This window comes from Stenotrophomonas sp. YJH_SMC_17 (assembly GCF_059371655.1).
The window spans coordinates 309350-324128 of the sequence record NZ_JCAFUU010000002.1 but is presented as its reverse complement, the minus strand read 5'-3'; the positions used below and the strand labels follow the sequence as shown (position 1 = coordinate 324128).

The window sequence follows — 14779 nt, the reverse complement described above, 5'->3', positions numbered from 1 at the left end:
GGCCGCACTCCTGTCAGCCCAACCGACGTCGGGCAATGAGACTGCCAATCCCGGGAAAAGTTCAGTCGCCGATCACCCGGCGCCGCACCAGCTTTTAACCACCGTTCCGTTAGCGTCCCGGTCCACGGCCATGGATCCGGGGTCGCCACTCCCCTGCTATTGGGATTTGACGCGGGGGAAACAACCTCTGGATCATAGCCGCTTCTCCATACACAACCGGATGGAACGTCCATGCTCTCAGGCTTCGATGGTCTCCGCTTCAGCCACTGGCACCCCGAGATCCGCGACGACGGCGTGGTGGTTCTCTCTCTCGATCGTCAGGACAGCAGCGTCAACGCGATGTCGCAGGACGTGCTGCTGGAACTGGGGGACCTGCTGGAACGCATCGCGCTGGACCCGCCCAAGGGCGTGGTGATCCAGTCGTTGAAGAAGGCGGGGTTCATTGCCGGCGCGGACCTGAAGGAGTTCCAGGAATTCGACCGCCGCGGCACCGTCAACGATGCCATCCGCCGCGGCCAGGCCACCTACCAGAAGCTGGCCGAGCTGCCCTGCCCGACCGTGGCGGCCATCCACGGCCACTGCCTGGGCGGCGGCACCGAGCTGGCACTGGCCTGCCGCTACCGCGTCGCCTCCAATGACAGCAGCACCCGCATCGGCCTGCCGGAAACCCAGCTCGGCATCTTCCCCGGCTGGGGCGGCAGCGCGCGCCTGCCGCAGCTGGTGGGCGCCCCGGCGGCAATGGACATGATGCTGACCGGCCGCACCCTGTCGGCCTCGGCCGCGCGTGGCATCGGCCTGGTCGACAAGGTGGTGGCACCGGCGGTGGTGCTCGATACCGCCGTGGCGCTGGCGTTGTCCGGCACCACGCGCCCGTTCAAGCAGCGCGCCACGGCGTGGGCGACCAACACCTGGCTGGCCCGTACCCTGCTGGCACCGCGGATGGTCAAGCAGGTGGCGCGCAAGGCCAAGAAGGACCAGTACCCGGCGCCCTACGCGCTGATCAGCACCTGGCAGCGCAGCGGTGGCAAGCCGATCCAGGCACGCCTGGATGCCGAACGCCGCGCGGTGGTCAAACTGGCCAGCACGCCGACCGCACGCAACCTGATCCGCATCTTCTTCCTGACCGAGCGCCTGAAGGGCCTGGGTGGTGGCGATTCCGGCATCCGCCACGTGCACGTGGTCGGCGCCGGCGTGATGGGCGGCGACATCGCCGCGTGGGCGGCCTACAAGGGCTTCGACGTAACCCTGCAGGACCGCGAGCAGCGCTTCATCGACCCCGCCATGGAACGCGCGCAGGCGCTGTTCGCCAAGAAGGTGCGCGACGAGAGCAAGCGCCCGGCGGTGGCCGCACGCCTGCGCGCCGACCTGGAAGGCAACGGCGTGGCCGACGCCGACCTGGTGATCGAGGCGATCATCGAGAATCCGGAAGCCAAGCGTGCGCTGTACCAGACGCTGGAACCGAAGATGAAGCTGGACGCGCTGCTGACCACCAACACCTCGTCGATCCCGCTGGTGGAACTGCGCGACCACATCCAGCGTCCGGCCCAGTTCGCCGGCCTGCACTACTTCAACCCGGTGGCGCAGATGCCGCTGGTGGAGATCATCCACCACGACGGCATGGCACCGGAGACCGAACGCCGCCTGGCCGCGTTCTGCAAGGCGCTGGGCAAGTTCCCGGTGCCGGTGGCCGGCAGCCCGGGCTTCCTGGTCAACCGCGTGCTGTTCCCGTACATGCTGGAAGCGGCCACCGCCTATGCGGAAGGCATTCCGGGCCCGGTGATCGACAAGGCCGCCGTGAAGTTCGGCATGCCGATGGGCCCGATCGAACTGATCGACACCGTCGGCCTGGACGTGGCTGCGGGCGTGGGCCGCGAACTGGCGCCGTTCCTCGGCCTGCAGATCCCGGCGGCCTTGCAGACGGTGGAGCCGGACAAGCGCGGCAAGAAGGATGGCCAGGGCATCTACACCTGGGAGAACGGCAAGCCGAAGAAGCCGGACGTGGCCAGCGATTACCAGGCCCCGGCCGATCTGGAGGACCGCCTGATCCTGCCGCTGTTGAACGAAGCAGTGGCATGCCTGCACGAAGGCGTGGTGGCCGATGCGGACCTGCTGGATGCGGGCGTGATCTTCGGTACCGGTTTTGCCCCGTTCCGTGGCGGTCCGATCCAGCACATCCGTGCGGTGGGTGCCGATGCGATCGTCGAGCGGTTGAAGGCGCTGCAGCAGCGCCACGGCGACCGTTTCGCCCCCCGCCCGGGCTGGGACAACCCCGCCCTGCGCGAACCGGTGGTGTGAGTTTGTCGGCCGGGCCTGCGGCCCGGCACCCGCAGAGGCAACAGCAACAGCCGAAGCCAGAGCCAGAGCCAGAGCCAGAGCCAGAGCATCAGCCGGCTCTGGCTTTTCTGTTTGTTGGGCGGGGCGGTGTCGGGTTGCGGGGACGCCGTAAACCCATCCTGAAGTGACCCCCGGGGCTTGGCCGCGGCATCCATGCCGCGGACACCCCGCAACCCGACACCGCCCCACCCCCGACAGTTTCCCGGTGACGGTGGGTGAACTCCGATTCCGGAGCGTGCCGACCTTGGCTGCCGCAGTAGATCCACGCCATGCGTGGATGCGAGCGAAGCGACCGGTGTTTGATCTTGATTTTCTTTTTTCTTCTACGTGGCTGGACGCACACGGAAACTGTCAGAGGCCGGGCGGGTGGGTTGCGCAGGACCGTTGGCGCCATGGATGGCGCCATCGAGCCCCCATGGACGGGTTTACGGCGTGTCCTGCGCAACTCACCCGCCCGGCCAAACACGAGATATGCATTGCGCGTCCAGCCACGAGGGGCTGCGCCGTTGGCTGGAACAACCTGTTACCCAGACGGGGCATGTCCCCGTCACAGCTGCATGCGATGCTGACGCCCTGATCCCTGCCAGCGAGAACGCCCGCATGACCACCATCATCGCCCCGCGCGTGCACGACATCGGCGGCCTCGAAGTCCGTCGCGCCATCCCCACCCTGCAGGCCCGCAGCATCGGTTCGTTCGTGTTCGTCGACCAGATGGGCCCGGCACTCATGCACCCGGGCACCGCCATCGACGTACGCCCGCATCCGCATATCGGCCTGGCCACTGTGACCTACCTGTGGTCGGGTGCGATCGGCCACCGCGATACGCTCGGCTCGGACCAGGTGATCCGTCCCGGTGACGTCAACTGGATGACCGCCGGCCGCGGCATCGCCCATTCCGAGCGCACGCCGCAGCCGGACCGCGACCATGACAACCCGATCCATGGCATGCAGACCTGGGTGGCGCTGCCGAAGTCGCACGAGGAAATCGAACCGGCGTTCTACCACCACGCCGCGGCCACCCTACCCGAGCAGCGCCGCAACGGCGCCTGGCTGCGGGTGATCGCTGGCCGCGCCTATGGCGAGGAATCGCCGGTGAAGGTATTCGCCGACACCCTCAACGTGGCGATCGACCTCGACCCGGATGCGGAGATCGACATCGACAACGGCCATCGCGAACGCGCACTGTACATCCTCGAAGGCCAGGCCCAGCTGGACGGCGTGGACATTCCCGCCCAGCACCTGATCATTCCCGAAGCCGGTGCCGTGGGCCGCCTGCGCGCGAAGACGCCAGTGAAGGCGATGCTGTTCGGTGGCGAGCCGCTGGATGGCCCGCGTCACCTGTGGTGGAACTTCGTGTCCAGCTCGAAGGAGCGCATCGAGCAGGCCAAGCACGACTGGGAGGCCGGTCGCTTCGGCACCATCCCGGGCGACGACAAGGAGTTCATCCCGCTGCCGCAGTACTGAACATCGCGTGTTGCACACATCCGAAGGTGTACTCCTGCACCCGGCGTTGACACCACAGTCACCCGCTGAACACTGAAATGTGACATAAATCACACTTTAGCCGTCAAAGGAGTGCAACACATGAGCATGGGTAAACGCTTGTCCGCCGAATTCCTCGGCACGTTCTGGCTGGTTCTGGGGGGCTGCGGCAGTGCGGTGCTGGCAGCCAAGTTCGGCGGTGACGGCAACCCGCTGGGTATCGGTTTCCTCGGCGTGGCGCTGGCCTTCGGCCTGACCGTGGTCACCGGTGCCTATGCGTTCGGCCATATCTCCGGCGCCCACTTCAATCCGGCAGTCAGCGTCGGCCTGTGGGCCGGTGGTCGCTTCCCGACCAAGGACCTGATTCCCTACATCATCGCCCAGGTCGCCGGTGGACTGGTGGCCGGTTTCATCCTGCTGCAGATCGCGTCCGGTGCCAGCGGCTTCGCCATTGATGGCAGCCAGGCCGGTGCGTTCGCCAGCAATGGTTATGGCGCGCTGTCGCCTGGCGGCTACAGCGTGGCAGCGGCCTTCCTGTGCGAAGTGGTGCTGACCGCAGTGTTCCTGATCGTGATCATGGGCTCCACCCACGGCAAGGCGCCGGCCGGCTTCGCGCCGCTGGCGATCGGCCTGTCGCTGACCCTGATCCATCTGATCAGCATCCCGGTCACCAACACCTCGGTGAACCCTGCCCGCTCCACCGCCGTGGCCTTCTTCGCCGGCAGCGGTGCGGTCAGCCAGCTGTGGCTGTTCTGGGTCGCCCCGCTGCTCGGCGGTGCGATCGGCGGCATCATCTACAAGTGGATCGGCAACGACCGCTGAGGCCTGTGCGGGCCATTGCGGCCGACCTTCGGTCGCAATGGTTACGCTTGTAACCGCAATTTGTGCGATCGCTCACGTTCCGTTAAGGTTGAGTTGACCTGCCGTGCACATGCCGACGGGGGGCATCCGGGGATGGGATGCCACGGCCGCCGTTCCATCCGGCGGCGCCAACGACACACCACCTTGGGGGATGCATGAAGTTCGCGCGTGTAGTGTTGACGAGCCTGCTGTTCGCTGCGGCCCAGGCCGCCGCGCAGGCACCCACCGAATGTCCTTCCCTGCCGGCCAGCAGCGGCCTGCAGTGGCAACAGCAGACCCAGGCCGATTTCCTGGTCTGCCGCGCCAGCACCAACGACGGCCGCGAGGTACTGAGCCTGATGCTCAGCACGCGCGATCCCAATCTGCCGTTGAACCGCTCGTTGCGCCAGGAGAAAGGCAGTTTCGGCGGTGAATCGCTGTACTGGTACCAGCCCGACCTGGGGGGCCAGCAGCCGCCCGGCTATGCCGAGCGCCGCATCAGCGTGGTCAAGCTCGACAAAGGGCGTTACGCGCAGATTTCGCTGTATCCGGACAACGCGCAGGAACTGGGCTCGCTGCAGCAGCTGGCGCAGGGCATGAGCCTGACCCCGTCGGCCGTGGCCGCCGGACGCTGAAGGTGACGGGGATGACTGCCTGGCAGCATCCCCGCAGGATCCGACACGCGGAACATCTGCCGGGTATTACCCGACGGCGTTACTGGTTTCTTTCGCCGGGCATGGCCCGGCGCACTTCCTCAGAACTTGCCTTCCTGGAAATCGACGAAGGCCTGCATCAGTTCCTGCCGCGTGTTCATCACGAACGGACCATGCCGCATCACCGGCTCGCGCAATGGGCGACCGGCGACCAGGATCAGCCGCGCACCCTCGCTGCCGGCCGACAGATGCAGCTGCTCGCCACCGCCCAGCACTGCCAGCTCCTGGCGGGCGACATCGCGCGCGGCGTCCTGCTCACCCACGGTCACGCCACCTTCGAACACGTATGCAAAGGCGTTGTGCCCTTCCGGCAACGCATAGGTCCAGGCGCGATCCGGGGCCAGCGTGATGTCCAGGTACAGCGGCTCGGTGGCCGGCTGCACGATCGGGCCTTGTGTGCGATCCACGCTGCCGGCAATCACCTTCACGTCCACGCCCGCTTCCGGGTGCACCACCGGAATCCGCTCAGGGGCGAATTCCTGGTACTTCGGGTCCGTCATCTTTTCTTTCGCCGGCAGGTTCACCCACAGCTGGAAGCCGCGCATCTGCCCGCTTTCCTGCTCGGGCATCTCCGAATGCACCAAGCCGCGGCCTGCGGTCATCCACTGCACGCTGCCCGGGGTCAGCAGGCCCTCGTTGCCGTGGTTGTCACGATGCCGCATCCGCCCGTCGAGCATGTAAGTGACCGTTTCGAAGCCGCGATGAGGATGTTCCGGGAAGCCGGCGATGTAGTCCTCGGCACGGTCGGTGCCGAATTCATCAAGCAGCAGGAACGGATCCAGGTCGGGCAGCGTCGGGCCACCGATGACGCGGGTCAGGCGCACGCCGGCACCGTCGGAGGTGGGCATGCCACGGATGGTCCGCAGCACGCGGACCGGTTCGGGAAAGCTCATGGCGACTCCTGTTGGATGGATGCCACTGAAGATGGACGCCACACGGCCGCGCGCCAATGGACGGCGCCGCAACCGATTGTTCCATCCCTGATGTTCGCTGCACGTCAGCACAACAAACGTACGACCAAAGTACTACCGCCGATTCGTCCTGTGCCAATTGACCCTGTCGAGGGCACGCGGGACTCTTTGACTGTCTTTCCGGGAGAGAGCACCTCATGAAAGGGTTTTCCAAAATAGGCTGGGCGGCCCTCGCCCTGCTCGGCGCCTTCTGTCTGGGCACCGTGGCACTGCGCCGCGGCGAACACATCAATGCGCTGTGGATCGTCGTCGCCGCGGTTTCGCTGTACCTGGTGGCCTACCGCTTCTACAGCCTGTTCATCGCCAACAAGGTGATGCAGCTGGATCCGACCCGGGCCACCCCGGCGGTGATCAACAACGATGGCCTGGACTACGTGCCGACCAACAAGCACGTGCTGTTCGGCCACCACTTCGCTGCCATTGCCGGTGCCGGTCCCCTGGTCGGCCCGGTGCTGGCCGCGCAGATGGGCTACCTGCCGGGCCTGCTGTGGCTGGTGGTGGGCGTGGTGCTGGCCGGCGCGGTACAGGACTTCATGGTCCTGTTCCTGTCCAGCCGCCGCAACGGTCGTTCGCTGGGTGACCTGGTAAGAGAAGAAATGGGCCAGGTGCCCGGCACCATCGCGTTGTTCGGGGCGTTCCTGATCATGATCATCATCCTGGCGGTGCTGGCCATGGTGGTGGTCAAGGCGCTGGCCGAAAGCCCATGGGGCATGTTCACGGTGATCGCGACGATGCCCATCGCGATCCTGATGGGCGTCTACATGCGCTACATCCGCCCCGGCAAGATCGGCGAGATCTCGGTGGTCGGCCTGATCCTGCTGCTGGCCGCGATCTGGTACGGCGGCAAGGTCGCCGCCGATCCGGTGTGGGGCCCTGCGTTCACCTTCACCGGCACCCAGATCACCTGGATGCTGATCGGCTACGGCTTCGTCGCCTCGGTGCTGCCGGTGTGGCTGCTGCTGGCGCCACGCGATTACCTGTCGACCTTCCTCAAGATCGGCACCATCATCGCGCTGGCCATCGGCATCCTGGTGGTGATGCCGGAACTGAAGATGCCGGCGCTGACCCAGTTCGCCGCCAGCGGTGATGGCCCGGTGTGGAAGGGTGGCATGTTCCCCTTCCTGTTCATCACCATCGCCTGCGGTGCGGTGTCCGGCTTCCACGCACTGATTTCCTCGGGCACCACGCCGAAGCTGCTGGCCAATGAAGCGCACATGCGTTACATCGGCTATGGCGGCATGCTGATGGAATCGTTCGTTGCGGTGATGGCACTGGTCGCAGCGTCGATCATCGACCCGGGCATCTACTTCGCGATGAACAGCCCGGCCGCGGTGATCGGTGCCGATGCTGCGTCGGCGGCGCACTACATCACCAACACCTGGGGCTTCACCATCACGCCCGAACAGCTGACCGCGACCGCGGCCGCCATCGGTGAACCGACCATCCTGCATCGCGCAGGCGGCGCACCTACATTGGCGGTGGGCATCGCGCAGATCCTGCACGAAGCGATTCCCAGTGGCAGCGACGCGATGATGGCGTTCTGGTACCACTTCGCGATCCTGTTCGAAGCACTGTTCATCCTGACCGCAGTGGACGCGGGTACCCGCGCAGGCCGCTTCATGCTGCAGGATCTTCTGGGCAACTTCGTGCCTGCGCTGAAGAAGACCGAGTCGTGGACCGCCAACATCATCGGTACCGCCGGCTGCGTGGCGCTGTGGGGCTACCTGCTCTACACCGGCGTGGTCGATCCGTTCGGTGGCATCCAGACACTGTGGCCGCTGTTCGGCATCTCCAACCAGATGCTGGCCGGTATCGCGCTGATGCTGGGTACGGTGGTGCTGTTCAAGATGAAGCGTGACCGCTATGCGTGGGTCACCGCAGTACCGGCCATCTGGCTGCTGATCTGCACCACCTACGCTGGTTTCATCAAGATCTTCGACAGCAACCCGGCGCAGGGCTTCCTGGCACAGGCACACAAGTTCCAGGCCGCCCTCGCCAGCGACACCATCACCGCTCCGGCCAAGTCAGTGGCGCAGATGAAGCAGATCGTGGTCAACGCCTACGTCAACACCGGCCTGACCGCGCTGTTCCTGCTGGTGGTGGGCGCAGTGCTGGTGTATTCGATCAAGACCATCCTGGCGGCCCGCCGCAATCCGCAGCGCAGCGACCGCGAGACCCCGTACGTGGCACTGAAGCCGCATGAGATGGTGGATCTGTGATGAGCACGCAACTGGTTCCCGTTGGCCAGTACCAGGCGCACCGCCGCATCTGGCGGCGCCTGGTGCAGACCGCACGACTGTGCTGTGGCATTCCTGACTACGACAACTACGTCCGGCACATGCTGGAAAAGCATCCGGACCAGGAGCCGATGGACTACAAGACGTTCTTCCGCGAGCGCCAGGAAGCGCGCTACGGCGGTCGCAACGGCGGTCGCTGCTGTTGAAAGTCGGGTGCCGGGCTTGCAGCCCGGCGCCCGCACCTTCGACAGATTTCCGGTGACGGCGAGAAGCATCAGGGGTCAGATCCGTTTCCTCCGGGAAACGGATCTGACCCCTTCTTTGTTCATGGATCTCCATGAAATGCATCCACGCATGTCGTGGATCTACCCGGTGGCAGGCAAAAAGAAAGCCGAGCGTGGGCTCGGCTCTACACGGGGAAAGCGTGTTCACGGCAATTGCCGTGAACACGCAACATGATCGTCAGCTCAGGACTCAGGCCCCGGCCATCCACTTCAGGATCAGGCCGGTGACATAGGCCAGCCCGGTGCCGGTGGCATAGCCCACCGTGCCGAGCAGCACGCCCACCGGCGCCAGCGTCGGGTGGAACGCCGCTGCCACCACAGGTGCCGACGCCGCCGCACCGATGTTGCCCTGCGAACCGATCGCGAAGAAGAACAAAGGTGCGCGCAGCAGCTTGGCCACGACCCACAGCACCAGCACGTGCGTGGCCATCCAGATCGCACCCAGCAGGAACAGCCACGGCCGATCCAGCAGCGACAGCAGGTTCATCTGCATGCCGATGCAGGCGATGAGGAAGTACAGGAACACCGTGCCCAGCCGTGATGCACCGGCCGCTTCCAGCCTGCGCGCACGGGTGAAGCTCAGGCCCAGGCCCATCGCGGTGGACAGCAGGATCACCCACACGAACTGGCTGTCCAGGCTGAACTGGCTGGCCCAGCTGACATTGGCCTTGAACCAGCCGGACAGCGGCGCGGCGATTGCATGGGCCAGACCGACGCCGCCCAGTGCCACGCCAACGATCACCATCAGGTCGGTCATGCTGGGAATGCGCGCGTTCTGCGCCTCGTAGGCACTGATGCGCGCCTTCATCTCGTCGATGGCACGGGTATCGGCGCCGTTGCGGGTGTCGATCTGCTGTGCGCGGTTGGCCAGGAACAACAGGATCGCCATCCAGAGGCTGGCGCAGGCCACGTCGACCACGGCGAACTGGCCGAAGGTGGTGGCATCGGTGCCGAACACTTCGCGCATGGCGACCATGTTGGCGCCGCCGCCAATCCAGCTGCCGGCCAATGCGGCCATGCCGGCCCAGGTATCACCGGCCACGGTTTCCGGGTGGATCAGCTTCATCAGCTGGAACGAGACGATGGCGCCCAGCATGATGCCGGCAGTGCCGGCGCAGAACACGATCAGCAGTTTCGGGCCAAGCTTGATGACCCCTTTCAGGTCGATCGACAGGGTCAGCAGCACCAGCGCGGCCGGCAGCAGCACGTCACGCGCGACCGGGTTGTACAGCGAGGTGTTGTGGCCATCGATGACACCCGCGGTGTTGTAGATGGCGGGGATGAAGTAGCACAGCAGCAGCGCCGGCACCCAGGCGAAGATCTTCTTCAGCAGTGGGGTCGGGCCACTGGCAGCCCAGAAAATCAGGGCCAGGGTGGCAGCAATCAGGCCCAGTCCAACAATGTCGTTGCTGATCAGGGCAGTAGCGGGTTCGGTCGGCATGGGATCCTCTGTCGATCGAAAGAGCGGGAAAAAAAAGCGCCGCATAAAGCGGCGCACCCCGAGATTAACATTGTCTTCACGCCGGGTCATGCTGCAGTGCCGGCTGTCCATCCCGGAGCCCGTCCCATGCAGCTCGGTGCCTTCTCGGTCAGTCTCTCGGTCAAAGACCTCCAGGCCTCCCGCACCTTCTACGAGGCACTGGGCTTCTCGGTGACCGGTGGCGAGCCGGCGCACAACTGGCTGGTGATGCGCAGCAACGGCATCGTCATCGGCCTGTTCCAGGGCATGTTCGAGGGCAACCTGCTGACCTTCAACCCGGGCTGGGACCAGTACAGGCAGGAACTGCCTGATTTCCAGGATGTGCGTGAACTGCAGGCGGCGCTGGATGCGGAGGGCCTAGAACTGGCAGTCCGCACCGACCCTGGTGGACAGGGCACCGGCTATCTGCAGTTGGCCGATCCGGATGGCAACGTGATCCTGATCGACCAGCACGTGGCGCGGCCGCACGGACGTTGACGCGGACGGCATGCCAACCAGGGTTGGTATCCAGCAGGACAGCCGGTTCAGGCCGGACGTGAGGCGCTGAAGTCGAGCGTGGCGCGCGTGCCTCGCGGCTCGCAGGGATCCAGCTGCAGGGTCCAACCGAGGTGTTCGCACAGGCGTGCGATCAGGTCCAGGCCGATGCCACCGCCCCGGTCCGCGCGTTCACCACGGGCCATGCGCGCGTGGATCGCCGCAATCTCCTCCGGGCTCATGCCATGCCCCGGATCCTGCAGGGTCAGCACCGCCGACGAACTCAGCCGCAGTTCGATATGGCCGCGCCCACTGTTCTCGATGGCATTGCGCAGCAGATTGCCGATCGCCGCCTGCACAACGGCCAGCGGCGCGACGATGTCCACCGGCGCAGCCTGGATGCCGATGCTCAGATCCTTGTCACCCAGCAGGTGGCGGTGGTCATCGACGATCTCCGGCAGCAGCTGGTCCAGCGCGATACGCTCGGCACGCGCGGCCAGTCGGGCCGGATCACGGGCCAGCACCAGCAACAGCTCGATCAACTGTTCCACGCTCTGCGCGGTGCGCAGCACGCGCTGCATCTGCTGACGTGCACGTTCGGGCAGCCCCGGCTGCTCCAGCGCCAGCTCGGCAGCGCCGGTCATCACCGCGATCGGCGTGCGCAGTTCATGGCTGGCGGTGCTGATGAAGACCCGCTCGCGTTCGACGAACTGCTCGTTGCGATCCAGATAGTCGTTCAGCGCATCGGCGATGGTGTGCAGCTCCGAGCTGCCACGCGGGTCGACCTCGACGCGCTGGCCCTGCACGCCCGGCCGCAATGCAGCGATGTGCTGTGCCAGCAGGCTCAGCGGGCGCACCATGCGTTCCATGCCGAACGACGCCATCAGCACGGTGACGAAGATCATGATCACCCCGGCCAGCATCACCCAGCGCGTGGCGAACTGTTCCAGGTCATGGAAGTCGGAGATGTCCAGTGCCAGCGCGACCCGTCCCATCGAGCCGGTGTCACGCACCATCACCGCCGTCTGGCGGTCCTTGATCGGCACGCCGTCGTGCAGCCCCGGGTGCAGCGAGCGCACGCTTTCGGGCATGTTCCCCTCACCGAAGCGGAACAGGCTGAGCGTGTCCGAGTCCTGCCAGCGATAGTGCGGCTCGTGCTCGGTATGTTCGACGATGCTGTCCAGTTCGGAGTTGAGCAGCGCGCGCCACGCCGCATGCTCGGCGTGCTCGTGCACGTAGTTGCCCACGCTGAATACCGCGATCGACAGCAGCGCCAGGTAGCCCAGCAACCACCACACCACGCGCCGGTACAGCGGTCCCGGCTTACGCGCCTTCATCGTCAACCTTGCCCGCATCGCTGGCTGCGGTCATTGCCAGCCGGTAGCCCACCCGCGGCAGGGTGTGGATCAGCTTGTCGGCGAACGGGCCATCAACGCTGCGGCGCAGCTCGTAGACATGCGAGCGCAGCAGGTCGCCATCCGGTGGCTCGTCGCCCCACAGGGCGAATTCCAGCTGCTGCCGCGTGACCGCGCCCGGACTGGCGCGCATCAGTACCTCCAGCAGCTTGCGGCAGGCCGGGTACAGGTGCAGCACCTGGTTGCCCCGCTGGGCCTCAAGGGTCGCCAGGTCCAGCACCAGGTCGCCCACCTGCAGGCGCTTGCGGGGGTTGCGGCCCTGCGCCCGCAGCAGCAGCGCTTCCAGCCGCACTTCCAGCTCGGGAAGTGCGAACGGCTTGGTCAGGTAGTCATCGGCGCCCGCGCGGAAACCGGCAATCTTGTCCGGCAGTTCGTCACGCGCGGTCAGCATGATCACCGGCACCTCCGACGCATGCTCCGCACGCAGCCGGCGCAGCACCTCCGGGCCTTCCATGCGCGGCAGCATCCAGTCCAGGATGACCGCGTCATACGGATGGCTTCCGGCCAGGTGCAGCCCGGTGATGCCATCGGGCGCCACGTCGAGCACATGCCCGCGCGACTCGAAATAGTCGAACAGGTTGGCCACCAGCTGGCGGTTGTCCTCGATCACCAACAGACGCATGCACGAAACATCCACGGAAGTTCGTACCATGGTAGCGCTGCGCATGTCGGAATGCGGTCGCCCCGGCCTCCTCTGACGCTTTTCCAACCCCCGCCACCTCAGAATGGCCGTTTTGCTCCCGGAGCCTGCCGTGCCCGTAGCCCTGCCCCGCCGTTGGCGCCTGCCCCTGTTGTGGCTGCTGATCATTGCTGCGTTGGCAGCAGGGATCGGCCTTCGGCAGCCGCAGCCGCCGGACGAGCCGCGCTTCGTGCTGGCGGCGCGGACCATGGTCGAGAGCGGGCAATGGCTGCTCCCGCACCGCGGCGTGGAGCTGTACGCCGAGAAACCGCCGGTCTTCATGTGGCTGCAGGCCGCCGCCTACGAGATTGTCGGCAGCTGGCAGTGGTCGTTCCTGCTGCCCTCGCTGCTGGGTGCCCTGCTCAGCCTGTGGCTTGTGTCGGACCTGGCCCGCCGGCTGTGGTCGCCACGGCATTCCATCTACGCCCTGGCGGCGCTGTTCTGCACCCTGCAGTTCGGGCTGATGGCCAAGCGCGCGCAGATCGACATGGTGCTGGTGGGCATGACCACATTGGCCCTGTGGGGCCTGATGCGCCACCTGTGCGAACGTCGCAACCTGCCGGCGCTGTGGCTGGCCGGCTTCGCCGCCGGCGTGGGTACGGTGACCAAGGGCGTGGGCTTCCTGCCGCTGCTGATGGTGCTGCCCTGGTTCGGCTGGTGGCTGTACCAGCGCCGCCGCGGGCACAACGTGGAGGGCCCGCACCCGGCCACCCTGCTGTGGCTGATCCCGGCCTTCCTGCTGGGCGTGGGGGTGTGGCTGGCGCCACTGGGTTGGGCCCTGCTGCACACGCCCACGGCCGAACTGCAGGCCTACGCGCATGAGCTGCTGTTCAAGCAGACCGGCACCCGTTATGCCAACGCCTGGCACCACCGGCAGCCCGCCTGGTACTACCTGCAGGTGATCCTGACCCTGTGGTTGCCGGGCAGCCTGCTGCTGCCGATGCTGTTCAAGCCCTGGTGGCGCCGCATCCGCCGAGGCGACCGCAGGCAGTGGCTGCTGCTGGGCTGGGCCGTGCTGGTGCTGGTGTTCTTCAGCGCCAGCCCGGGCAAGCGCGAGGTCTACCTGCTGCCGATGCTGCCGGCGATGGCGCTGGCCGTGGCGCCGCTGCTGCCCGGCCTGCTGCGCCGCCTGTGCGTGCGTCGCTACCTGTTCGGCTACAGCGTGGTGCTGATGCTGGCCACCGGCGTGCTGGGCGTAATGCTGCTGACCGAGCACCCGTGGGCCCTGGCCCAGCTGGAACGGAGGGCCATGCCCGACACCCTGCTTCCGGTGCTGGGCGATGGCCTGCTGACCTTCGCCATCGCCCTGGCTACGTTGATCGTCTGGTTGCGGGTGCGCCGCGCGGCGACGCTGGTGCTGCTGACCCACGGCATGCTGTGGATGCTCTACGGCCTGGTACTGATCCCGGCGCTGGACCCGTACGCATCGGCGTCGGCGCTGATGCGCCGGGTTGGCGCACGGATCGGTCCGGATGCGGAACTGGCGCTGGTGGCCTGGCGCGAGCAGAACCTGCTACAGGCCGACCGCTCGGTACGCGAGTTCGGCTTCAAGCGCCCATGGGCCGAGCAATGGCATGACGCCGGCCCGTGGCTGGCCGAGGCGCCTGGAAAGCGCTGGCTGCTGGTGCTGGACGACGCGATGAGCCCCTGTGTTGACCCGGCCAAGGTGATCGATATCGGTGTTGCCAACAGGAATCGTTGGCAACTGCTTCCCGGTACCGCATGGAACCCGGACTGCCATGCCGAGCGGACAGGATCGACCGCCGAAGAAGACTGAACGTTGACACCCGTCGGGCAACCATTAACCCAGCACGAACGAGCGTCCGACCCTTCTCCGACATCAAGGTGACGAGCATGACCGCGGATTCCC

At 66.2% G+C, this 14779-nt stretch carries 12 protein-coding genes; 8 read left to right on the top strand and 4 right to left on the bottom strand.

The features are described from left to right. Positions 1-231 precede the first annotated feature (231 nt). From AC5P8Z_RS06520 to AC5P8Z_RS06505, 4 genes are all read left to right on the top strand, one after another. Entirely contained in the window at positions 232-2295 is a 2064-nt protein-coding gene (locus AC5P8Z_RS06520; protein ID WP_495228517.1) for a 3-hydroxyacyl-CoA dehydrogenase NAD-binding domain-containing protein, read from the top strand. Between the two features lie 639 nt (positions 2296-2934). Continuing rightward, positions 2935-3798: a pirin family protein gene (locus tag AC5P8Z_RS06515; RefSeq protein ID WP_495228515.1), complete on the top strand. Its 864-nt coding sequence runs from the start codon at positions 2935-2937 to the stop codon at positions 3796-3798. A 120-nt stretch (positions 3799-3918) separates the two neighbouring features. Then, entirely contained in the window at positions 3919-4638 is a 720-nt protein-coding gene (gene aqpZ / locus AC5P8Z_RS06510) for an aquaporin Z (RefSeq protein ID WP_142806529.1), read from the top strand. A gap of 194 nt (positions 4639-4832) precedes the next feature. Continuing rightward, positions 4833-5291, top strand: coding sequence for a hypothetical protein (locus tag AC5P8Z_RS06505; RefSeq protein ID WP_495228514.1), 459 nt, complete (start codon positions 4833-4835; stop codon positions 5289-5291). A gap of 119 nt (positions 5292-5410) precedes the next feature. On the opposite strand, the gene AC5P8Z_RS06500 is transcribed toward AC5P8Z_RS06505, so the two are convergent. Continuing rightward, positions 5411-6262, bottom strand: a complete 852-nt coding sequence (locus AC5P8Z_RS06500; RefSeq protein ID WP_495228513.1) for a pirin family protein — start codon at positions 6260-6262, stop codon at positions 5411-5413. Positions 6263-6477: 215 nt separating this feature from the next. On the opposite strand from AC5P8Z_RS06500, the gene AC5P8Z_RS06495 reads away from it, so the two are divergent. Both AC5P8Z_RS06495 and AC5P8Z_RS06490 read left to right on the top strand, forming a co-directional pair. Then, complete coding sequence (locus tag AC5P8Z_RS06495; protein WP_049427667.1) at positions 6478-8559, top strand: carbon starvation CstA family protein; 2082 nt, start codon at positions 6478-6480, stop codon at positions 8557-8559. Next, on the top strand, positions 8559-8783 hold the full coding sequence (locus AC5P8Z_RS06490) for a YbdD/YjiX family protein (RefSeq protein WP_049467479.1): 225 nt from the start codon (positions 8559-8561) through the stop codon (positions 8781-8783). Before AC5P8Z_RS06495 ends, AC5P8Z_RS06490 begins: the two co-directional genes overlap by 1 nt. Positions 8784-9051: 268 nt before the next feature. On the opposite strand, the gene AC5P8Z_RS06485 is transcribed toward AC5P8Z_RS06490, so the two are convergent. Beyond that, positions 9052-10302, bottom strand: coding sequence for a DUF819 family protein (locus AC5P8Z_RS06485; protein WP_014648008.1), 1251 nt, complete (start codon positions 10300-10302; stop codon positions 9052-9054). A gap of 126 nt (positions 10303-10428) precedes the next feature. Between AC5P8Z_RS06485 and AC5P8Z_RS06480 the strand changes: the two genes are divergently transcribed. Then, a complete protein-coding gene (locus AC5P8Z_RS06480; RefSeq protein ID WP_286069407.1) occupies positions 10429-10818 on the top strand; it encodes a VOC family protein in 390 nt (129 codons plus the stop codon). Between the two features lie 47 nt (positions 10819-10865). Here the strand turns inward: AC5P8Z_RS06480 and AC5P8Z_RS06475 are convergent, their stop codons facing one another. Together AC5P8Z_RS06475 and AC5P8Z_RS06470 are read right to left on the bottom strand one after the other, a co-directional pair. Next, complete coding sequence (locus AC5P8Z_RS06475; protein WP_286069408.1) at positions 10866-12152, bottom strand: sensor histidine kinase; 1287 nt, start codon at positions 12150-12152, stop codon at positions 10866-10868. Further along, on the bottom strand, positions 12139-12852 hold the full coding sequence (locus tag AC5P8Z_RS06470; RefSeq protein ID WP_495228510.1) for a response regulator transcription factor: 714 nt from the start codon (positions 12850-12852) through the stop codon (positions 12139-12141). The genes AC5P8Z_RS06475 and AC5P8Z_RS06470 overlap by 14 nt, the downstream gene beginning before the upstream one ends. A 103-nt stretch (positions 12853-12955) precedes the next feature. Here AC5P8Z_RS06470 and AC5P8Z_RS06465 point away from each other — a divergent pair, with 103 nt between their 5' ends. After that, positions 12956-14686 (top strand): ArnT family glycosyltransferase, encoded by a 1731-nt coding sequence (locus AC5P8Z_RS06465; RefSeq protein ID WP_495228508.1) that lies wholly within the window; start codon positions 12956-12958, stop codon positions 14684-14686. Positions 14687-14779: the final 93 nt, after the last annotated feature.

Excerpts from the sequence above, each read along its gene's own strand:
- AC5P8Z_RS06480 (WP_286069407.1), top strand. The coding sequence starts at position 10,429 with ATGCAGCTCGGTGCCTTCTCGGTCAGTCTCTCGGTCAAAGACCTCCAG.
- AC5P8Z_RS06505 (WP_495228514.1), top strand. The coding sequence starts at position 4,833 with ATGAAGTTCGCGCGTGTAGTGTTGACGAGCCTGCTGTTCGCTGCGGCC.
- AC5P8Z_RS06485 (WP_014648008.1), bottom strand. The coding sequence starts at position 10,302 with ATGCCGACCGAACCCGCTACTGCCCTGATCAGCAACGACATTGTTGGA.
- AC5P8Z_RS06475 (WP_286069408.1), bottom strand. The coding sequence starts at position 12,152 with ATGAAGGCGCGTAAGCCGGGACCGCTGTACCGGCGCGTGGTGTGGTGG.
- AC5P8Z_RS06470 (WP_495228510.1), bottom strand. The coding sequence starts at position 12,852 with ATGCGTCTGTTGGTGATCGAGGACAACCGCCAGCTGGTGGCCAACCTG.
- aqpZ (WP_142806529.1), top strand. The coding sequence starts at position 3,919 with ATGAGCATGGGTAAACGCTTGTCCGCCGAATTCCTCGGCACGTTCTGG.
- AC5P8Z_RS06465 (WP_495228508.1), top strand. The coding sequence starts at position 12,956 with ATGGCCGTTTTGCTCCCGGAGCCTGCCGTGCCCGTAGCCCTGCCCCGC.
- AC5P8Z_RS06515 (WP_495228515.1), top strand. The coding sequence starts at position 2,935 with ATGACCACCATCATCGCCCCGCGCGTGCACGACATCGGCGGCCTCGAA.
- AC5P8Z_RS06490 (WP_049467479.1), top strand. The coding sequence starts at position 8,559 with ATGAGCACGCAACTGGTTCCCGTTGGCCAGTACCAGGCGCACCGCCGC.
- AC5P8Z_RS06520 (WP_495228517.1), top strand. The coding sequence starts at position 232 with ATGCTCTCAGGCTTCGATGGTCTCCGCTTCAGCCACTGGCACCCCGAG.
- AC5P8Z_RS06495 (WP_049427667.1), top strand. The coding sequence starts at position 6,478 with ATGAAAGGGTTTTCCAAAATAGGCTGGGCGGCCCTCGCCCTGCTCGGC.
- AC5P8Z_RS06500 (WP_495228513.1), bottom strand. The coding sequence starts at position 6,262 with ATGAGCTTTCCCGAACCGGTCCGCGTGCTGCGGACCATCCGTGGCATG.